At 67.1% G+C, this 19,967-nt stretch carries 18 protein-coding genes and 1 tRNA gene; 14 read left to right on the top strand and 5 right to left on the bottom strand.

The features are described from left to right. Nucleotides 1-12 precede the first annotated feature (12 nt). On the bottom strand, nt 13-735 hold the full coding sequence (locus AAFN46_RS02440) for a transporter substrate-binding domain-containing protein (protein ID WP_347807102.1): 723 nt from the start codon (nt 733-735) through the stop codon (nt 13-15). A gap of 249 nt (nt 736-984) precedes the next feature. Between AAFN46_RS02440 and fadD2 the strand changes: the two genes are divergently transcribed. Both fadD2 and fadD1 read left to right on the top strand, forming a co-directional pair. Next, on the top strand, nt 985-2,673 hold the full coding sequence (gene fadD2 / locus AAFN46_RS02435) for a long-chain-fatty-acid--CoA ligase FadD2 (RefSeq protein ID WP_347807101.1): 1,689 nt from the start codon (nt 985-987) through the stop codon (nt 2,671-2,673). A gap of 230 nt (nt 2,674-2,903) precedes the next feature. Then, nucleotides 2,904-4,592, top strand: coding sequence for a long-chain-fatty-acid--CoA ligase FadD1 (gene fadD1 / locus AAFN46_RS02430; protein ID WP_347807100.1), 1,689 nt, complete (start codon nt 2,904-2,906; stop codon nt 4,590-4,592). A 90-nt stretch (nt 4,593-4,682) separates the two neighbouring features. Here the strand turns inward: fadD1 and AAFN46_RS02425 are convergent, their stop codons facing one another. Continuing rightward, complete coding sequence (locus AAFN46_RS02425; protein ID WP_347807099.1) at nt 4,683-6,113, bottom strand: M48 family metalloprotease; 1,431 nt, start codon at nt 6,111-6,113, stop codon at nt 4,683-4,685. Nucleotides 6,114-6,213: 100 nt separating this feature from the next. Between AAFN46_RS02425 and AAFN46_RS02420 the strand changes: the two genes are divergently transcribed. Next, nucleotides 6,214-6,453: a sulfurtransferase TusA family protein gene (locus AAFN46_RS02420; RefSeq protein WP_347807098.1), complete on the top strand. Its 240-nt coding sequence runs from the start codon at nt 6,214-6,216 to the stop codon at nt 6,451-6,453. A gap of 294 nt (nt 6,454-6,747) precedes the next feature. On the opposite strand, the gene AAFN46_RS02415 is transcribed toward AAFN46_RS02420, so the two are convergent. Both AAFN46_RS02415 and AAFN46_RS02410 read right to left on the bottom strand, forming a co-directional pair. Then, nucleotides 6,748-7,221: a peroxiredoxin gene (locus tag AAFN46_RS02415; RefSeq protein ID WP_347807097.1), complete on the bottom strand. Its 474-nt coding sequence runs from the start codon at nt 7,219-7,221 to the stop codon at nt 6,748-6,750. Nucleotides 7,222-7,231: 10 nt separating this feature from the next. Then, complete coding sequence (locus AAFN46_RS02410; RefSeq protein WP_347807096.1) at nt 7,232-7,789, bottom strand: glycine cleavage system protein R; 558 nt, start codon at nt 7,787-7,789, stop codon at nt 7,232-7,234. Nucleotides 7,790-7,944: 155 nt separating this feature from the next. On the opposite strand from AAFN46_RS02410, the gene dapA reads away from it, so the two are divergent. From dapA to AAFN46_RS02385, 5 genes are all read left to right on the top strand, one after another. Then, nucleotides 7,945-8,823, top strand: a complete 879-nt coding sequence (gene dapA / locus AAFN46_RS02405) for a 4-hydroxy-tetrahydrodipicolinate synthase (protein WP_347807095.1) — start codon at nt 7,945-7,947, stop codon at nt 8,821-8,823. A gap of 17 nt (nt 8,824-8,840) precedes the next feature. After that, entirely contained in the window at nt 8,841-9,956 is a 1,116-nt protein-coding gene (gene bamC, locus AAFN46_RS02400) for an outer membrane protein assembly factor BamC (RefSeq protein WP_347807094.1), read from the top strand. A 90-nt stretch (nt 9,957-10,046) separates the two neighbouring features. Continuing rightward, complete coding sequence (locus AAFN46_RS02395) at nt 10,047-10,916, top strand: phosphoribosylaminoimidazolesuccinocarboxamide synthase (RefSeq protein ID WP_347807093.1); 870 nt, start codon at nt 10,047-10,049, stop codon at nt 10,914-10,916. Between the two features lie 124 nt (nt 10,917-11,040). Next, nucleotides 11,041-11,130: transfer RNA gene (locus AAFN46_RS02390), tRNA-Ser, on the top strand. 101 nt (nt 11,131-11,231) lie between these two features. Continuing rightward, a complete protein-coding gene (locus AAFN46_RS02385) occupies nt 11,232-11,582 on the top strand; it encodes a DUF3147 family protein (protein ID WP_347807092.1) in 351 nt (116 codons plus the stop codon). A gap of 33 nt (nt 11,583-11,615) precedes the next feature. Here the strand turns inward: AAFN46_RS02385 and AAFN46_RS02380 are convergent, their stop codons facing one another. Beyond that, the gene (locus AAFN46_RS02380; protein WP_347807091.1) at nt 11,616-12,083 is read right to left on the bottom strand and encodes a MarR family transcriptional regulator; all 468 of its coding nucleotides are present in this window, start codon (nt 12,081-12,083) and stop codon (nt 11,616-11,618) included. Between the two features lie 197 nt (nt 12,084-12,280). On the opposite strand from AAFN46_RS02380, the gene AAFN46_RS02375 reads away from it, so the two are divergent. The 6 genes from AAFN46_RS02375 (at nt 12,281) to mhpT (ending at nt 19,756) form a co-directional block, all read left to right on the top strand. Then, complete coding sequence (locus AAFN46_RS02375; protein WP_347807090.1) at nt 12,281-13,111, top strand: p-hydroxycinnamoyl CoA hydratase/lyase; 831 nt, start codon at nt 12,281-12,283, stop codon at nt 13,109-13,111. A 36-nt stretch (nt 13,112-13,147) separates the two neighbouring features. Next, nucleotides 13,148-14,596, top strand: a complete 1,449-nt coding sequence (locus AAFN46_RS02370; protein WP_347807089.1) for an aldehyde dehydrogenase — start codon at nt 13,148-13,150, stop codon at nt 14,594-14,596. Between the two features lie 111 nt (nt 14,597-14,707). Beyond that, nucleotides 14,708-16,585, top strand: a complete 1,878-nt coding sequence (locus tag AAFN46_RS02365; RefSeq protein ID WP_347807088.1) for a feruloyl-CoA synthase — start codon at nt 14,708-14,710, stop codon at nt 16,583-16,585. Then, nucleotides 16,582-17,814, top strand: coding sequence for a thiolase family protein (locus tag AAFN46_RS02360; RefSeq protein ID WP_347807087.1), 1,233 nt, complete (start codon nt 16,582-16,584; stop codon nt 17,812-17,814). The genes AAFN46_RS02365 and AAFN46_RS02360 overlap by 4 nt, the downstream gene beginning before the upstream one ends. Nucleotides 17,815-17,910: 96 nt before the next feature. Then, a complete protein-coding gene (locus AAFN46_RS02355; RefSeq protein ID WP_347807086.1) occupies nt 17,911-18,504 on the top strand; it encodes a DUF3237 domain-containing protein in 594 nt (197 codons plus the stop codon). A 61-nt stretch (nt 18,505-18,565) separates the two neighbouring features. Further along, the gene (mhpT, locus tag AAFN46_RS02350; protein WP_347807085.1) at nt 18,566-19,756 is read left to right on the top strand and encodes a 3-(3-hydroxy-phenyl)propionate transporter MhpT; all 1,191 of its coding nucleotides are present in this window, start codon (nt 18,566-18,568) and stop codon (nt 19,754-19,756) included. The last annotated feature ends 211 nt before the right edge of the window (nt 19,757-19,967 follow it).

The following is a 19,967-nucleotide window of genomic DNA, read 5'->3' as shown; positions in this document are numbered from 1 at the left end:
CGCAAAGGGTCGTTAGCGTGGTTGGTAGCGCCGCAGGATGCGCATGTACTCGCCGCGGGCATGCAGTTCGCGTAGGCCGCGCTCGAACACCGCGGCCCAGTCGTGCTCGCCCGGGCGCGGCGGCACGAAGCCGACCACCAGGGGAATGCGCTCCAGGGCTGGCTCCTGCCATGCCAGACGTCCGCGTAGCCTGGAGTCGCCGGCGATCAGGTATTCGCCGACGATGCGCTCCAGCAGCACCAGGTCGAAGCGACCGGCCTTCAGCTTGCGCAGGTTGCTGATATCGTCCACCGCTTCCTCGGCCACTATGCCGGACTTGAGTATGCGCAGCGGGTAACCGTAGCCGCGCACTATGCCGATGCGGCGGCCGCGCAGATCGTCCAGGCTGCGGAAGCGCACCGGGTCGCCGCGCCGCGCGAACAGGCCGAGTTGGCTGTAGAACAGCGGCCGCGAGGCGATCAGCTTTTCCTCCACTATTTCCTGCGGCCACAGTGCCAGGGCGCCCTGGTAGGTGCCCTGGCGCAGCTCGGCGCGTACCCGCGCCCAGGGCAGGAAGTCGATGCGCGGGCGGTGGCCCTGGGTGGCGAAGGCCCGCTCGGTCAGCTCGACTATGCTGCCGCCACCCGGCATCGTCTCTGTGCTGTAGGGCGGGTACTCCAGGGTGGCCAGTCGCGGCGCGGCCATCGGCGTCAGGCAGTACAGGGCGAGGAGTATGGGATAGAGGCGTCGGGGCATGGTCCGTCAACTGTCAGGTGCACTTCGGTGGCTGCTGGCGTCCCATTCGCGGCGCGCGAACGGAGCGAGGGCAGACCCTAGCTATAGTCCAGGCGGCGTCGAATCGCCGAAAAGCATGGCAAAGATTCACGCGGTCAATGAGCGCCCCCCGGTATATGCCTGCGACGACCGAGCTGCTAAGTTCCGGCACAACCCGGGCGTGCTCGCAGGTGCCCGGCCCGCACACTCAGGTCAAGGAGAATGACAACAATGCAACCTGATTTCTGGGACGACAAGCGCCCGGCCGGCGTCGCCAATCACCTCGACTTCAACCAGTACCGCTCGGTGGTCGAGGTCTTCGAGCGCTCCTGCAAGAAGTTCGCCGATCGCCCGGCCTTCACCAACCTCGGCGTCAACCTGACCTACGCCGAGTTGGAGCGTCACTCCGCGGCCTTCGCCGCCTGGCTGCAGAAGAACACCGACCTCAAGCCCGGCGAGCGCATCGCCGTGCAGATGCCCAATGTGCTGCAATACCCCATCGCCGTGTTTGGCGCCATGCGCGCCGGGCTGATCGTGGTCAACACCAATCCGCTGTACACCGTGCGCGAGATGCGCCACCAGTTCAACGACTCCGGCGCGCGTGCCCTGGTGTACCTCAACACCTTCGGCAAGTCGGTGCAGGAAGTGCTGCCCGACACCCAGATCGAGTACCTGATCGAGGCGCGCCTGGGCGACATGCTGCCGCCGCTCAAGGGCCTGCTGGTCAATGCCGCGGTCAAGCACCTGAAGAAGATGGTGCCGGACTATCAGCTGCCCCAGGCGCTGCCCTTCAAACAGGTGCTGCGCGAGGGCCGTGGCCATGCCTTCCAGCCGGCCAAGCTGAGCCTGGACGACATCGCCGTGCTGCAGTACACCGGCGGCACCACCGGGGTGGCCAAGGGTGCCATGCTCACCCACGGCAACCTGGTGGCCAACATGCAGCAGGTCTACAACTGCCTGCAGCAGGCCGGCGACGACGGCCAGCCGCTGATGAAGGAGGGCGGCGAGGTGATGATCGCGCCGCTGCCGCTCTATCACATCTATGCCTTCACCATTAATTGCCTATGCATGCTGGTCAGCGGCAACCACAACGTGCTGATCACCAACCCGCGTGACATCCCCGGCTTCGTCAAGGAGTTGAAGAAGTGGCGCTTCTCCGCGCTGGCCGGGTTGAACACCCTGTTCGTCGCGCTGATGGATCATCCGGAGTTCAAGAGCCTCGACTTCTCCCGGTTGAAGGTCACCAATTCCGGCGGCACCGCGCTGGTCAAGGCCACCGCCGAGCGCTGGCAGCAGATGACCGGCTGCAGCATCGTCGAGGGCTACGGCCTGACCGAGACCTCGCCGGTGGCCACCGGCAACTTCTATGGCCGGTTGGCACGCCTGGGCACTGTGGGTATTCCCATGGCCGGCACCGCGCTCAAGGTGATCGACGATAACGGCGTCGAGCAGCCGTTGGGCGAGCGCGGCGAGCTGTGCATCAAGGGCCCGCAGGTGATGAAGGGCTACTGGCAGCGCCCCGAGGCCACCGCCGAGGTGCTGGACGAGGAGGGCTGGTTCAAGACCGGCGATATCGCCGTGATCGACCCGGACGGTTATGTGCGCATCGTCGACCGCAAGAAGGACATGATCATCGTCTCCGGCTTCAACGTGTACCCCAACGAGATCGAGGAAGTGGTCATGGCCCACCCCAAGGTGGCCAGCTGCGCGGCCATCGGCGTGCCGGACGAGAAGTCCGGCGAGGCGGTCAAGCTGTTCGTGGTGGCGCGCGAGGGTGGCGTCACGGTCGAGGAGATCAAGGCCTACTGCAAGGAGAATTTCACCGGCTACAAGGTACCCAAGCACATCGTGCTGAAGGATGCCCTGCCGATGACGCCGGTCGGCAAGATTCTCCGCCGCGAGCTGCGTGATATCGCCTGAAGCCTTGTTTTTCGGGCATTCTGCCCGCCGTATCAGGAAGTGACCGGTCGTTACTGATCGGTCACTTTTCTGACCGCCTGGGCCCCCTTTGGTGCTAGGCGCTCTCCGGCAAAGCTGCTACTCTCGGCACCGCCTTGCGCCAGGCCCCGCCGCGCATCCAGGCGCAATCATCACAACAAACAACCGCCCACGCGCGGTGTAGATCAGCTGTTGCACAGGAGTAGGCTTCCATGACCGATAACTTCTGGAAGGACAAATACCCTGTCGGAGTCGCTGCCGAGATCGATCCCGACCAGTACCCCAATATCCAGGCCGTACTGAAAGAGTCCTGCCAACGCTTCGCCGACAAGCCTGCCTTCAGCAACATGGGCAAGACCCTGACCTATGGCGAGCTGTACGAACTCTCCGGCATCTTCGCCGCCTATCTGCAGAATCACACCGACCTCAAGCCCGGCGACCGCATCGCCGTGCAGTTGCCCAATGTCCTGCAATACCCCGTGGTGGTATTCGGTGCCATGCGCGCCGGCATGATAGTGGTCAACACCAACCCGCTATACACCGCGCGGGAGATGGAACACCAGTTCAACGACTCCGGTGCCAAGGCCCTGGTCTGCCTGGCCAACATGGCCCACCTGGCCGAGGAAGTGCTGCCCAAGACCGGCGTCAAGCACGTCGTGGTCACCGAGGTGGGCGACCTGCTGCCGCCGCTCAAGCGCCTGTTGGTCAACACCGTGGTCAAGCACGTGAAGAAGATGGTCCCGGCGTTCAACCTGCCGCAGGCCGTCAAGCTCAACAAGGCCCTGGCCATGGGGCGCGGCAGGTCCTTCACGGAGGCCAGTCCGAGCAACGACGATATCGCCGTGCTGCAGTACACCGGTGGCACCACCGGGGTGGCCAAGGGCGCCATGCTGACCCATCGCAACCTGGTGGCCAACATGCTGCAGTCCAAGGCCTTGATGGGGGCCAACCTCGGCGAGGGTTGCGAGGTGGTGATCTGCCCGCTGCCGCTGTACCACATCTACGCCTTCACCTTCCATTGCATGGCGATGATGCTGACCGGCAACCACAACATCCTCATCACCAACCCGCGCGACCTGCCGGGCACCGTGGCCGAGCTGGCCAAGTGGAAGTTCACCACCTTCGTCGGCCTCAACACCCTGTTCGTCGCCCTGTGCAACAACGAGGACTTCCGCAAGCTGGACCTGTCCAGCCTGAAGCTGACCCTGTCCGGTGGCATGGCCCTGCAACTGGCCACCGCCGAGCGTTGGAAGGAAGTCACCGGCTGCCCGATCTGCGAGGGCTACGGCATGACCGAGACCAGCCCGGTGGCCACCGTGAACCCCTACCAGAACATCCAGATCGGCACCATCGGCATCCCGCTGCCCTCGACCCTGTGCAAGGTGATCGACGACGACGGCAACGACCTGCCGCTCGGCGAGCGTGGCGAGTTGTGCGTCAAGGGACCGCAGGTGATGAAAGGCTACTGGCAGCGCCAGGAGGCCACCGACGAGATCCTCAAAGATGGCTGGCTGCGTACCGGCGACGTCGCGGTGATCCAGGACGACGGCTACCTGCGCATCGTCGACCGTAAGAAGGACATGATTCTGGTGTCCGGCTTCAACGTTTACCCGAACGAGCTGGAAGACGTGCTGGCTACCCTGCCGGACGTGCTGCAGTGCGCCGCCATCGGCGTGCCGGACGAGAAGTCGGGCGAGGCGATCAAGGTCTTCGTGGTGGTCAAGCCGGGCGCCAGCCTGTCCAAGGAGCAGGTGATGGAGCACATGCGCGCCAACCTCACCGGCTACAAGGTGCCGCGCTTCGTCGAGTTCCGCGACAGCCTGCCGACCACCAACGTCGGCAAGATCCTGCGTCGCGAGCTGCGCGATCAGGAGCTGAAGAAGCTGGCCGCCACGGCCTGACAGGCTTCAACGCCCCGCGCGGTCGGGCGGGGCGCATGAAAAAGCCGATGCCGGTAACCGGCATCGGTTTTTTATTGCCCGTCGACAGGCTCAGCGCATCATCTTGTCCAGGTCGCGTTTCTCCTGCATGAGCTCCTGCTGGCGGGCGTCGATGCGCGAGGCCAGCGGGAAGTTGCTGCTGGCGCGGCGCTTGGCCAGGTCGAGCTGCTCCAGGGCCTGGTCGTAGTCGCCGACCAGGGCGAAGAACTCGGCGCGGGCCTGGTGCAGGGCGATGATGTTGCCGGTCAGGCCGCGCACCTCGGCCACCTGGTACCAGATGTCCGGGTCCTTGCCGCGCTGCTTGAGCAGTTCGTCCAGGGCCTGTTCGGCTTCCTTGGCGCGGTTCTGCTTGAGCAGCAGGTCGATGCGCGCCTGTTCCAGCGGATAGCTGTTGGGGTACAGGCCGCGCATGCGCTGCAGGCGCTGGTCGGCGGCGGCCAGGCGGTTGGCGTTGCTGTCCAGCTCGATCATGGCCAGGTTGTAGCTGAGGTCGTCGGGCGTCTTGCCCAGCAGCAGGTCGAGCTCCTTGCGCGCCTCGTCGAGGCGGCCGGCCTTGATCTGGGCCAGGGCCAGGCCGTAATGGGCGGCGTCCAGGTTCGGGTTGCCGTCGAGCATGGCGCGGAAGCGCTTGGCGGCCATGCCCGGGGTCTCCTCGAACAGCAGTTGCAGGCGGGCGCGCATCAGCTGGTAGTGCAGGCTGTCTTCCCGGCCCTTGGGCGGATACTGCTCGGCGCGGTTGCGGGTGTCGGCCACGCGCGATTCGGTCACCGGGTGGGTGAGGAGGAACTCCGGCGGCCTGGAGTCGTAGCGGTACTGGCGCATCAGGCGTTCGAACATGCTCGGCATGGCGCGCGGATCGTAGCCGGCGCGTTCGAGGTTGAGCAGGCCGATGCGGTCGGCCTCCTGCTCGTTCTGTCGGGAGAAGCGCCGTTGTTCCTGGATGGCCGCGGCCTGGGCGCCCATGATGGTGGCCATGCCGGCATCGCCGGCGCCGGCCGCGGCGGCCACTATGCCGGCCAGCATGGCCGCCATCACCGGCACCTGCATGCGCTGCCGCGCCTCGACGCCGCGGGCGAAGTGGCGCTGCGACAGGTGCGCCAGTTCGTGGGCCATCACCGAGGCGTACTCGGCCTCGGTGCGGGCGTGCAGCAGCAGGCCGCCGTTGACCCCGACTATGCCGCCGGGGGCGGCGAAGGCGTTGATCTGCGGGCTGTTGAGCAGGACGAACTCCAGGCGCTTGTCTTCCAGCTGGCTGGTCTCGGCCAGGCGGTAGACGCTGGTCTCCACGTAGTCCTTGAGCTGCGGGTCGGACAGCTGGTCGATCTGCCCGCGCAGTATGCTCAGCCAGGCGCGGCCGAGGCGGTGTTCCTGTTCGGGCGAGAAGATCGAGGAGCTGGCGTCGCCCAGCGAAGGCAGGTCGCTGGCGCCGACATGTGGGGCGAGGCAGGCGAGGGCGAGCAGGGTGGGGCGCAGGAATTTCATGCACGAGGCTCAGGCTTGGGCGAAGCCGCTACTCTAGCCGGCCGGGCCGGGCGCTGGCCAGGCTTGTGCGGTATCCTTGGCCGCCTTCGAGGAGATGCCCATGACCGATATTCCCGCCTGCGACGCCGAACTGGATGCCAGTGGCCTCAGCTGCCCGCTGCCGCTGCTCAAGGCCAAGCTCGAGCTCAACCGCCTGGCCAGCGGCGCGGTGCTCAAGGTGACCGCCACCGATGCCGGTTCGCAGCGCGACTTCCGCGCCTTCGCCCGTCTGGCCGGGCACCAGCTGTTGCGCGAGGAGGAAGAGGGCGGGGTGTTTCGCTATTGGCTGAAGAAGGCCTGAATTCCCTTCGCAGCAAAAAGGCCGCAGTCGCGTAATGCTGTTCACTTAAGAAAACGCCGCGACCTCTTTACAGAGTCACGGCGTTTTTCTGGCTTGTGTCTGCCTGAGGGCACACTGCGCAATGCCCTAGCTTGGATATTCTCCCGGTAAAAGGTGTCCTAAGTGCTCCCCTCTCCCGCCGGGAGAGGGAGAACAACAGCCGCAGACCTGAACCAAGAAAAATCCGGCCGTGGCCGTGATGCCGCTAAGTGAACAGCATTACCGCAGTCGCGGCCTTTTTTTCGTCTGCCCGGCTCAGCCCTTGTGCAGGGCCTGCGCCGCGGCCAGCACGGCATCGACATGCCCCGGCACCTTCACCCCGCGCCACTCCTGGCGCAGCACGCCCTGGGCGTCGATCAGGAAAGTGCTGCGGTCGATGCCCAGGTACTCCTTGCCGTAGAGCTTCTTCGGCTTGATCACGTCGAACAGCTGGCACAGCGCCTCGTCCTTGTCGCTGATCAGCTCGAAGGGGAATTCCTGCTTGCACTTGAAGTTCTCATGGGACTTCAGGCCGTCGCGCGACACGCCGAACACCAGGGTATTGGCCGCCTGGAAGGCCGGGTACTGGTCGCGGAAGCCCTGGCCCTCGGTGGTGCAGCCCGGGGTGCTGTCCTTGGGATAGAAGTAGATCACCACCTGCTTGCCCCTGAGCGCGCTCAGGGAAACCTGCTGGCCGCTGGTGGCGGCGGCGGTGAAGTCGGCAACCTGTTGGTCGAGGGCGACGGTCATCGCGGGCTCCTTAGGGGTTCTGCGGGCGCCAGGGCTCGATCAGCGCATCCAGGTTCAGCGCGTCGGCGAAGTCGAGGAACTGGTCGCGCAGCCAGCTGATCTGGGTGCCCGGCGGCAGGGTCACGGTCAGCGTGGCGTTGAGCAGGGTGCCGCCGGTCTGCGGCGCCTGGTAGGTGTCGCAGGTGATGTTCTCCAGCTCCACGCGGTGGTCGCTGAAGAACTGGCACAGCTCGTTGAGGATGTCCGGGCGGTAGGCGCAGCTGACGTAGGCCACGTAGGGCAGGGCGTTGGGGCGCACGTCGAGGGCACCGCTGCGCACCGTGTTGACGCTGAAGTCATGGCGCTTGGCCAGCGCCGGCAGGGTGCTTTCCAGGCGGGCCAGGGCATCCCAGCTGCCGCTGATCTGCAGGATCAGCGCGCTGTATTCGCCGTGGCGGGTGAGGCGGCTGCTGACCACGCCGCAGCGGCTTTCCTGGCTGGCCCGGCAGAGCACGCTGGTGAGCTCCATGGGGTTGGCGCCGAGGGCGCTGATGACAAGGAATTGTTCGCGAACCGGAGGGGTGGACATGCAGCTTTCCTGAAACTGAGGGGCGGCGCGAAGGCGGCGCCGAACAAAGGGAGAAGGGTAGCGAAAAGCGCCGCTCAGGGGAATGCCGCGGCTGTTGTGCAACACCTGAGCCGTCAGTACCATTACGGCTCTCTTTTTCCGGCAGGAGCGGTTGCATGATTTCGGGCAGCATGGTGGCACTGGTCACCCCCATGGACGCACAAGGCGGTCTGGACTGGGATGGCCTGAGCAAACTGGTCGACTTCCACCTGCAGGAAGGCACCAACGCCATCGTTGCGGTCGGCACCACCGGCGAATCCGCCACCCTGGATGTGGGTGAGCACGTCGAAGTCATCCGTCGCGTGGTCGATCAGGTCGCCGGGCGTATTCCGGTGATCGCCGGTACCGGTGCCAACAGCACCCGCGAGGCGGTGGAGCTGACCGAGAACGCCAAGAGCGTCGGCGCCGACGCCTGCCTGCTGGTCACCCCCTACTACAACAAGCCGACCCAGGAAGGCCTGTACCAGCACTTTCGCCATATCGCCGAGGCGGTGGCCATCCCGCAGATCCTTTACAACGTGCCGGGCCGCACCGTCTGCGACATGCTGCCGGAGACCGTCGAGCGCCTGTCCAAGATCGCCAACATCATCGGCATCAAGGAAGCCACCGGCGACCTGCAGCGCGGCCAGGAAATCCTCGACCGCGTGAGCGCCGACTTCCTGGTCTACTCCGGCGACGACGCCACCGCCGTCGAGCTGATGCTGATGGGCGGCAAGGGCAATATCTCGGTGACCGCCAACGTCGCCCCGCGCGCCATGGCCGAACTCTGCGCCGCCGCCATGCGTGGCGATGCCGCCACCGCCCGGGCGATCAACGAGCGCCTGATGCCGCTGCACAAGAATCTGTTCATCGAGTCCAACCCGATTCCGGTGAAGTGGGCTCTGCACGAGATGGGCCTGATGCAGGACGGCATTCGCCTGCCGCTGACCTGGCTCAGCCCGCGCTGTCACGAACCGCTGCGGCAGGCCATGCGCCAGTCCGGCGTCCTGGCTTAACCGAGGAAGCATTACGCATGAAGCGACTGGCTGGTCTGTCCACTCTCGCCCTGATCATCTCCAGCACCAGTGGCTGCGGCTGGCTGTGGGGCGACGAAGGCTATTTCCGTGACCGTTCCACCGACTACCTGGAGGCACGGCAGACCGCGCCCATGCAGATGCCGGCGAATGTCGACGCCAAGCGCATCGACCCCCTGCTGCCGGTGCCGGCGCATGTCGCCACCAGCACCGCCACGCCCCAGGAGTTCGAGGTGCCGCGCCCGCAGCCGGTCGGCGTGAGTGGCCAGGCCAGCGAGTTCAGCCTGCAGAAGAGCGGCGACTCGCGCTGGCTGGTGGCCCAGCGCACGCCGGCCGAAGTCTGGCCGGTGGCACGCTCCTATTTCGAGAACAACGGCTTCCGCGTCGCCGAGGAGCGCCCGCAGACCGGCGAGTTCGTCACCGAGTGGCAGACGCCCGCCGAGCTGGCCCCCTCCATGAGCCGTCGCGTCGGCAGCCTGCTGTCCGACGACGACAGCCAGGTGCGAGTGCGCGTGCGCATCGAGCCCGGCGTGGTGCGCGGCACCAGCGAAGTGTTCGTCGCCAGCGTCGAGCGCGAAGAGGGCAGCAGCGCCGATGTGGCCTTCCCGGCCCGCACCGGCATCGCCAGCCTGGAAGCCTCGCTGCTCGACGGCATGCTCGACGACCTGAGCAGCTCCGCCGAGCACGGCTCGGTGTCCCTGCTGGCCGCGCGCAACTTCGACGCGCCGAGCCGTGTCAGCCTGACCCAGGACGGCGCCGGCAACCCGGTGCTCAACCTCAGCACCGACTTCGACCGCGCCTGGTCCAGCGTCGGCCGCGCCCTGGAACTGGCCGACGTGCGCATCGACGACATCAACCGCAGCCTCGGCGTGTACTACGTCAACCTGGCCGAGGGCGCGAAGAAGCCGGAAGAGGAGAAGGGCTTCCTCAGCGGCCTGTTCGGCGGCGAGCCGAGCAAGGAAGAGATCGACGCCCGCGCCGAGCGCTATCAGGTTCGCCTGACCAGCGGCGCCAACGGCGAAGTGCAGGTCAGCGTGGAGAAGGACATCAACACCGTGGCGCCGGAGGAGGTATCCCGTCGCGTGCTGACCCTGATCCAGGAAAACCTCGGCTGACCCTGGCCGGCTGCGGCCGGCCGCGCAGCGCATGGATAGGCGAAACCCCCGGGTTTCGCCTGTTTCGTTTCAACCAGGCGGAAATTCGACATGACCACACCCACCACCCTGAGCCTGAAGAAGCTCTACTCCGGCAAGGTTCGCGACCTCTACGAGATCGACGACAAGCGCATGCTGATGGTCGCCAGCGACCGCCTGTCGGCCTTCGACGTGATACTCGACGAGCCGATCCCGGAGAAGGGCAAGATCCTCACCGCCATCTCCAACTTCTGGTTCGACAAGCTCAAGCACCTGGTGCCCAACCACTTCACCGGCGACAAGGTCGAGGACGTGGTGGCGGCCGCCGAGCTGCCGCTGGTGGCGGGCCGCGCCGTGGTCGCCAAGCGCCTCAAGCCGGTCGCCGTGGAGGCCATAGTGCGCGGCTACATCGTCGGCTCCGGCTGGAAGGAATACCAGAAGAGCGGCACCGTCTGCGGCATCCAGCTGCCGGCCGGGCTGCGCGAAGCGGCCAAGCTGCCGCAACCTATCTTCACCCCCTCGACCAAGGCCGCCGTCGGCGATCACGACGAGAACATCAGCTTCGAGCAGTGCGAGGCGATCATCGGCGCCGAGCTGGCGGCCCAGGTGCGCGACACCGCCATCGCCCTGTACAGCGCGGCGGTGGAGTACGCGGCGACCCGCGGCATCATCATCGCCGATACCAAGTTCGAGTTCGGCCTGGACGAGGACGGCACCCTGACCCTGATGGACGAGGCGCTGACTCCCGACTCCAGCCGCTTCTGGCCGGCCGACAGCTACGCCGAGGGCAGCAACCCGCCGAGCTTCGACAAGCAGTTCGTGCGCGACTGGCTGGAGTCCACCGGCTGGAACAAGCAGCCGCCGGCCCCGGCCGTGCCGGCCGAGGTGGCGCAGAAGACCGCCGACAAATACCGCGAGGCGCTGACCCGGCTGACTCAGTGAGGCTCGCGATGGCCATGAGAAGGGGAGTCGCGGCTCCCTTTTTCATGCGCGCGGCGCAAGCGCCTGATCGCAAAGAAAAATCGCTGGACTAACGGCCAGCTGCTGGTATCATGCGCACCGCTTTGGGAAGATGCCGGAGTGGTCGAACGGGACGGATTCGAAATCCGTTGTGTCAGCAATGGCACCTAGGGTTCAAATCCCTATCTTCCCGCCATATCCAAAGCCTAAGCCCCTGAAATTCATTGAGTTTCGGGGGCTTTTGCTTTTTGGCCGGCTAGACTGTCGAGAATGTGTCGAACGACGGTCGGGGCATCGATGGCGTGGCTGATCACCAAGTACCTGATAACGGCGGCCGTCGTGGTGCTGGTCTCCGAGGTCGCCAAGCGCAGCGACAAGCTGGGGGCGCTGATCGCGGCCCTGCCATTGGTGACGGTGCTGGCCCTGATCTGGCTGCATGTCGAGGGGCAGGCCCAGGGCAAGATCGCCAACCACGCCTGGTACACCTTCTGGTATGTGCTGCCGACCCTGCCGATGTTCCTCGCCTTCCCCTACCTGTTGCCGCGCATCGGTTTCTGGCCGACGCTGCTGGCGTCCGTAACCCTCTCGGCGGCCTCGTTTGTCCTGTTCGCCTTCCTGGTCAGGCGAATTGGCGTAGAGCTGTTCTAGCGCGGCGGCCTGTGGCTGGCCGCGGAGCCATGGTTACCCGCGATACAGCTTGTGCAGCAGGCCCAGCAGCTGCTCCCGCTCGGCGTCGCTCAGCGCCGCGGTGCTGTCGAGATCGCTCTGCGCCGCGACCTCCTTGAGCTGTTTCAACAGCTGTTCACCGGCCTTGCTGAGGAACAGGCCGTAGGAGCGCTTGTCCGGATTGCTGCGCACGCGCATGGCCAGCCCTCGGCTTTCCAGCTTGTTGATCATCAGCACGGCCTGGGGCGGCTCGATGGCCAGGGCCTTGGCCAGGTCGGCCTGCATCAGCCCGGGTGACTGCTCGATGATGCTCAGCGCGGTGAACTGGGCCGGGCGAATGTCATGGGCTTCCAGGCGGGTGGTCAGGTGCTGCATGAGCTTCATCTGCGCGCGGCGCATCACGTAGCCGACCAGGTTGTCGAGCGCGCTATCGAGGGGCTCCTGAGCGAGAGGGGCGGGTGAGTCCTTGGGCTTGCGCGGCATGGAGCGCTCCGTTTCTGGAATTTGTTAATCATTTTAATGATTTTCATATTTGATGCCCAGCAAGTGAGCTGTCTCATGCATTTTTTTCAGATGCTCGTGGAGCTAATGTCGGTTTGTTCTCCGAGAAATAGTTAATTGACATAACTAATTTGCCGGCATAGCTTTGCACCACCCAAACAGAACAAAAGGTGTGTGACATGAGCAGCTATGCAGGCCGCTGGCAGACGGTGAAGGTCGAACTGGAGTCGGGCATCGCCTGGGTGACCCTCAATCGCCCGGAGAAGCGCAACGCCATGAGCCCGACGCTCAACCGCGAGATGGTCGAGGTGCTGGAGACCCTGGAGCAGAACGCCGAGGCGCGCGTGCTGGTGCTGACCGGTGCCGGCGAGTCCTGGACCGCCGGCATGGACCTCAAGGAATACTTCCGCGAAATCGACGCAGGTCCCGAGATCCTCCAGGAGAAGATTCGCCGCGAGGCCTCGCAATGGCAGTGGAAGCTGCTGCGCATGTACGCCAAGCCGACCATCGCCATGGTCAACGGCTGGTGCTTCGGTGGCGGCTTCAGCCCGCTGGTGGCCTGCGACCTGGCCATCTGCGCCGACGAGGCGACCTTCGGCCTGTCGGAAATCAACTGGGGCATTCCGCCGGGCAACCTGGTGAGCAAGGCCATGGCCGACACCTGCGGCCACCGCGAGGCGCTGTACTACATCATGACCGGCAAGACCTTCGGCGGGCAGAAGGCTGCCGCCATGGGCCTGGTCAACCAGAGCGTGCCGCTGGCGCAGCTGCGCGAGACCACCCGCGAGCTGGCCGAGAACCTGCTGGAGAAGAATCCGGTGGTGCTGCGCGCGGCCAAGATCGGCTTCAAGCGCTGCCGCGAGCTGACCTGGGAGCAGAACGAGGACTACCTGTACGCCAAGCTCGACCAGTCACGCCTGCTCGATCCGGAAGGCGGCCGCGAGCAGGGCATGAAGCAGTTCCTCGACGACAAGAGCATCAAGCCGGGCCTCGAAGCCTACAAGCGCTGAGCCTGCTTCCACCCTCTGCCGAACTAGAGATTGCCCATGAACGATGTGTCCCTGCTGATCGCCGGCCAGGCGCGCCCGGCCGCCAATGGCCGTACCTTCGAACGCCGCAGCCCGCTGACCGGCGAGGTGCTGGCGCGAGTGGCCGCCGCCACCCTGGAAGATGCCGATGCCGCCGTGGCGGCCGCGCAGGCGGCGTTTCCCGCCTGGGCCGCGCTGCCACCCGGCGAGCGCCGGGCGCGCCTGTCGAAGGCCGCCGAACTGATGGAGGCCCGTGCGCCCGAGTTCATGGCCGTGGCCAGTGAGACTGGCGCGGCGGCCAACTGGTACGGCTTCAACGTGCAGCTGGCGGCCGGCATGCTGCGCGAGGCGGCGGCGATGACCACGCAGATTCTCGGCGAGGTCATCCCGTCCAATGTGCCCGGCAGCTTCGCCATGGGGCTGCGCCAGCCGTGCGGCGTGGTGTTGGGCATCGCGCCGTGGAACGCTCCGGTGATCCTCGGCGTGCGCGCCCTGGCCATGCCGCTGGCCTGCGGCAATACGGTGGTGCTCAAGGCCTCCGAGCTGAGCCCGACCACCCACCGGCTGATCGGCCAGGTGCTGCACGAGGCCGGGCTGGGCGAGGGCGTGGTCAATGTCATCAGCAACGCGCCGGAAGACGCGCCGGCCATCGTCGAGCGGCTGATCGCCAATCCGGCGGTGCGGCGGGTCAACTTCACCGGTTCCACCCATGTCGGGCGCATCGTTGGCGAGCTGTCGGCACGCCATCTGAAACCGGCGCTGCTGGAACTGGGCGGCAAGGCGCCGCTGCTGGTGCTGGACGACGCCGACCTGGACGCGGCAGTGGATGCGGCGGTGTTCGGAGCCTACTTCAACCAGGGGCAGATCTGCATGTCCACCGAACGGCTGATCGTCGATGCCAAGGTGGCCGATGCCTTCGTGCTCAAGCTGGCGTTCCGGGTCGCCAAGTTGCGCGCCGGCAGTCCCGCGGACGATGAGGCGGTACTGGGTTCGCTGATCGATGCGGCCGCCGGCCAGCGCATCCAGGCGCTCGTCGACGACGCCGTGGCCAAGGGCGCCTGCCTGGTCGCCGGTGGCGGCGTGCAGGGCAGCATCATGCAGCCGGTGCTGCTCGATGAGGTCACGGCGGACATGCGCCTGTATCGCGAGGAGTCCTTCGGCCCGGTGGCCGTGGTGCTGCGCGGCGAGGGTGACGAGGCGCTGCTGCGCCTGGCCAACGATTCCGAGTTCGGCCTGTCGGCGGCGATCTTCAGCCGCGATGTGTCGCGGGCCCTGGCGCTGGCGCAGCGGCTCGAATCGGGCATCTGCCATATCAACGGGCCGACCGTGCACGACGAGGCGCAGATGCCCTTCGGCGGGGTGAAGTCCAGCGGCTACGGCAGCTTCGGCAGCCGCGCCTCGATCGATCACTTCACCCAGTTGCGCTGGGTGACGGTGCAGAACGGGCCGCGCCACTACCCGATCTGATTCCGCGGCTGTCGAGGGGCGCGCCGGCCGGTGCCGCCCCGCGTGCGAGAACAAGAACAATCCGTGCGCCCGGCGAGGTTCGCCGCAGGCGCCGCAATAGAGGAAGGCGAAGTGAGTGTCGAATCCGCAGCGCAAGGCCCAGGGCCGGTGCGCTATCGCCAGGTCGCCATCGGCCAGCCCGCGGTGGCCATCGCCAGCGGCGGCAATGGCGAGGTTCATCTGCGCGCCGAGGAGCCCCTGGGGCCCTATCCGCAACGCCTGCTGGAGCGCCTGCTGCACTGGGCCGAGCTGAAGCCGGAGGCGACCCTGGTGGCCCAGCGCGGCGGCGATGGCCAATGGCAGCGCATCGGCTACCGGCAGATGCTCGGCAACGTGCGGGCCCTGGCCCAGGCACTGCTGGGCTACGGCCTGTCCGCCGAGCGGCCGCTGGTGATCCTCTCCGGCAACGATCTGCAGCACCTGCAACTGGCCTTCGCCGCGATGTATGCGGGGATTCCCTACTGCCCGGTGTCGCCGGCCTACGCCTTGCTGTCGCAGGACCTGGCCAAGCTGCGGCATATCTTCGAGGTGCTGCGGCCGGGGTTGATCTTCGCCGCCGATGCCGCGCAGTTCCAGCGCGCCATCGAGGCGCTGAGCCCGCCGGCAACGCCGCTTGTCTTCACCCGTGGCGATATCCCAGGGCGCGCTTGCCGCAGTTTCGCCAGCCTGCTGCAGCAGGACGATTGCACCCAGGCAGACCTGGCGTTCGCCGCGACCGGGCCCGACAGCATCGCCAAGTTCCTCTTCACCTCCGGTTCGACCAAGCTGCCCAAGGCCGTGCCGACCACCCAGCGCATGCTCTGCGCCAACCAGCAGATGCTGCTGCAGACCCTCCCCGAGTTCGCCGTCGAACCGCCGGTGCTGGTCGACTGGCTGCCGTGGAACCACACCTTCGGCGGCAGCCACAACGTCGGCATCGTGCTGTACAACGGCGGCAGCCTGTATATCGACGGCGGCAAGCCGACCCCCCAGGGCATGGCCGAGACCCTGCGCAACCTCAAGGAGATTTCGCCCACCGCCTACCTCACCGTGCCCAAGGGCTGGGAGGAGCTGGTCGGCGCACTGGAGTGCGACGGCGCGCTGCGCGACAGCTTCTTCGCGCGCATCAAACTGCTGTTCTTCGCCGCCGCCGGGCTGTCGCAGAGCGTCTGGGATCGTCTCGACCGGGTGGCCGAGCAGCACTGTGGCGAGCGCATCCGCATGATGGCCGGCCTCGGCATGACCGAGGCCTCGCCGTCCTGCACCTTCACCACCGGGCCCCTGGCCATGGCCGGCTACGTCGGCCTGCCGGCGCCGGGTTGCGAGGTCAAGCTGGTGCCGGTCGAGGGCAAGCTGGAGGCGCGTTTTCGCGGCCCGCACATCATGCCGGGCTACTGGCGCTCGCCCCAGCAGACGCGCGAGGCCTTCGACGAAGAGGGCTTCTACCGTTCCGGCGACGCGCTGAGGTTCGCCGACCCCGCGCGGCCGCAGCTGGGGCTGATGTTCGACGGGCGCATCGCCGAGGACTTCAAGCTGTCCACCGGCGTGTTCGTCAGCGTCGGCCCGCTGCGCACCCGGGTGATCCTGCAGGGCGCGCCCTATGTGCAGGACGTGGTGGTCACCGGGCCGGATCGCCAGCGTCTCGGCCTGTTGCTGTTCCCCTATTTGCCGGCCTGCCGGGCGCTGGCCGGCCTGCCGGAGGATGCCAGTGTCGACCGGGTGTTGGCCGCGGTGCCGATGCGCGAATGGCTGGCGAGCCTGCTGGCCGAGCTGAACCGCGACGCCACCGGGCTGGCCTCGCGCATCGCCTGGCTGTGCCCGATGAGCGAGGCGCCCAGCCTGGATGCCGGCGAGATCACCGACAAGGGCTCGCTCAACCAGCGCGCCGTGCTGACCCGCCGCGCCGCGCTGATCGACGCCTTGTACGCCGACCCCGATGCCTACTGCGTGGTGGCCGGGGAGGGGGCATGAAGGGGCAGTTCGAGGCTTTCGAGCGGGTCGCCCTGCTGGCGGCGGCGCGCACGCCCTGGATCGACTATGGCGGGGCGCTGGCGCAGGTATCGCCCATCGATTTGGGCATTCACGCGGCGCGCGGCGTGCTGGCGCGCGCCGGCATCGACGCCGCAGGGGTGGACAGCATGCTGGCCGGCAGCATGGCCCAGGCCAGCTTCGATGCCTACATGCTGCCGCGCCATATCGGCCTCTATGCCGGTGTGCCGCTGCACGTGCCGGCATTGGCCGTGCAGCGCATCTGCGGCACCGGCCTGGAGCTGCTGCGCCAGGCCGGCAACCAGGTGCAGCGCGGCAGCAGCCGTTTGGCGCTGTGCGTGGCCGCCGAATCCATGTCGCGCAACCCCATCGCCAGCTACGAGCACAGGGGCGGTTTTCGCCTCGGCGCGCCGGTGGGCTTCAAGGATTTCCTCTGGGAAGCGCTGCTCGACCCGGCCATCGGCCAGACCATGCTCGGCACGGCGCAGAACCTGGCCCGGCGCTACGGCCTGCGCCGCGAGGAGGTGGATGGCTTCGCCCTCGGCAGCTTCCACAAGGCGCTGGCGGCTCAGACTGGCGGCTGGTTCGACGAGGAAATCGTGCCGGTGGTCAGCGCTCGCTTCGAGCTGCCCGGTTATCAGCCGCGCGAGCTGCGACTGCCGCGCCAGGTTGCACGGCTCGAGCGCGACAGCCATCCGCGCGAGACCAGCCTGGCGGCGCTGGCCGCCCTGGCCTCCGTCTCGCCGGGCTCGCTGCAGACCGCCGGCAACAGCTGTGCGCTGGTCGACGGCGCCGCCGCCGCGCTGGTGGCCGATGCCCGCGAGGTCGACAGGCCCCTGGCGCTGCTGCGTGCCAGCGCGGTGGTCGGCGTGCCGCCGGAGATCATGGGCATCGGCCCGGCGCCGGCCATTCGCCTGCTGCTGGATGGCGCGGGCCTGCGGCTGGAGGCCATCGACAGCCTGGAAATCAACGAGGCGCAGGGCGCGCAGATAGTGGCCGTGCAGCGCGAGCTGGAGCTGGACCCCGCGCGGCTCAACCGCCATGGCGGCGCCATCGCCCTGGGCCATCCGCTGGCGGCCACCGGCTTGCGCCTGGCGCATAGCGTCGCCCGCCAGCTGCGTGCCCGCGGCGCCCGCTACGGCATCGCCGCCGCCTGCATCGGCGGCGGGCAGGGCATGGCGCTGTTGCTGGAGAACCCCGACTCCTCCTGAGGGGGCGACCCGTCGTCGCGAGCCGTAAAGCGGGCCGCCCGTCGACACTGTCCGGCGGCCGTCCAGACCCAGAAACGTCAATAAGAGGTACATGCCATGCACCCGCGTAATCGCCTTCCACGAAAGCGTTCGAGCCGCCTCCGTCTGACGGGCGCCCTGAGTGCGATGCTGCTGCTCGGCGGCGCCGATGTCGCACTCGCAGCGGCGCTCGAGGAGACCAAGCCGAACCGCATCAGCAACGAACTGGTCATGCAGATCAGGGTCAGGCTGGGGCCGGACGAGGACATGGGCCGGGGCCCCGACGGGCACCGCATCAATTACCCGATCGTTGGCGGCACTTTCGTCGGCAAGGGAGTCAAGGGCCGGGTCGTGCCGGGCGGTGCCGACATGTCCGTGGAGCGCGACGACGGGGTGACGATGATTCATGCCCTGTATCGCCTGAAGACCGATGACGGCCAGATCATCATCATCGACAACGCCGGCATCTGGCGCCCCAACGAGACGGGCCTGGTCAAGCAGGCCAAGGGGCTCGAACTGGCCCAGAACGACTACTACGCCCGCACGACGCCGCAGTTCAAGACCCAGCCAGGGCGGCACGCCTGGCTGAACGACTACATCTTCGTCGGCACCATCGATGACGTCAGCGAGGACGAGGTGCTGATCGAGGTTTACAAGGTCGACGGCCTCTAATCGACGGCCACGGCCGCCACTCTCCCGCACGCACTCGCACAAGAATAACAACGAGGTTCACATGTCCAGCTCTGCGATCACCCCGCGCAGTTCCCTGCGCACCATCGCGCTCTGTTTCGTCGTCGCCCTGCTCGAAGGCCTGGATCTACAGGCCACGGGTGTGGCGGCACCGCACCTGATCCGTGAGTTCGACCTGAGCCCCGCCGCGCTGGGCTGGGTGTTCACCGCCGGCCTGGTGGGCCTGCTGCCGGGGGCCGTGGCCGGCGGCTGGCTGGCCGACCGCCTGGGGCGCAAGCGCGTGCTGATCGCCGCGGTCGGGCTGTTCGGCCTGTTCTCCCTGCTGACCGCCCACAGCGCCAGCTATGCGCAACTGCTGGCGGCGCGCCTGATTACCGGCCTGGGCATGGGCGCGGCGCTGCCGATTCTGATCGCCCTGTCGTCGGAAGTGGCCAGCCGCGAGCTGCGCAACATGGCGGTAAGCCTGACCTACTGCGGCGTGCCCCTGGGTGGGGCCTGCGCGGCGCTGATCGGCATGTTCTCGGTGATGGGCGAGTGGCGCCTGGTGTTCTATGTCGGCGGCGTGGCACCGCTGCTGATCGCCGGGCTGCTGGTGCTCTGGCTACCGGAATCGCGCCCGGCGGGCAGTCACCCACTGAGCCTGGCGCAGAGCGCCAACGCCCTGTTCGGGCGCCCGCGTGGCCGCAGCACCCTGCTGCTCTGGTGCAGCTGCTTCTGCACGCTGATGATCCTCTACATGCTGCTCAACTGGCTGCCCACGCTACTGGCCGGTCGCGGGCTGAGCCGCCTGGACAGCGCCTTTATCCAGGTGCTGTTCAACCTCGGCGGCGTCTTCGGCGTGCTGCTGGCCGGCCGCCTGATGGATCGGCAGCGCTCGCTGCTGGCGGTGGCGCTGGTCTACCCCGGCATGCTGCTGGCGCTTGCGGCGCTGGGCTACGTCGAACAGGTGCAACTGCTCTATGCCGCCGGCATCCTGGCCGGCGCCTGCGCGGTGGGCGGGCAACTGATCCTCTACGCGCTGGCCCCGCGCCTCTACCCGGACGATGTGCGCGCCACTGGGGTCGGCGTGGCCGTGGCGGTCGGCCGGCTGGGCTCGATGAGCGGCCCGCTGATGGCGGGCCAACTGCTGGCGGCGGGTGCCGGAGTGGGCGGGCTGCTGGTGGCCACATCGCCGCTGCTGGTGCTGGCGGCGGGGAGTGTGGCGGTGGTGCTTAGGTTTGAGGCGGATGCCTAGGCAATAGTCCGCTCGGGGCATGAGCGATCCTTGGCTGCTGGTCGCTACAGGCCAGAAGCGGTCCCGGGCCCCCTAGCACTGCGATACCCCCATGTTTTCCCGCCAAGCATCCCGCCAGTCCCGCTTCCACCTGCGGCACCAAATCTGCTGCGGTTAGATGCGCGGGGGCTTTAGACGGTGCCTCGGTCGTCGCTTTGGTAATGTACGCCGC

The sequence above is a fragment of the Pseudomonas sp. CAU 1711 genome (assembly GCF_039888625.1).
GTDB lineage: Bacteria > Pseudomonadota > Gammaproteobacteria > Pseudomonadales > Pseudomonadaceae > Aquipseudomonas.
Note: the sequence above shows the minus strand (reverse complement) of the source record. Positions and strands in the feature narration are given on the sequence as shown.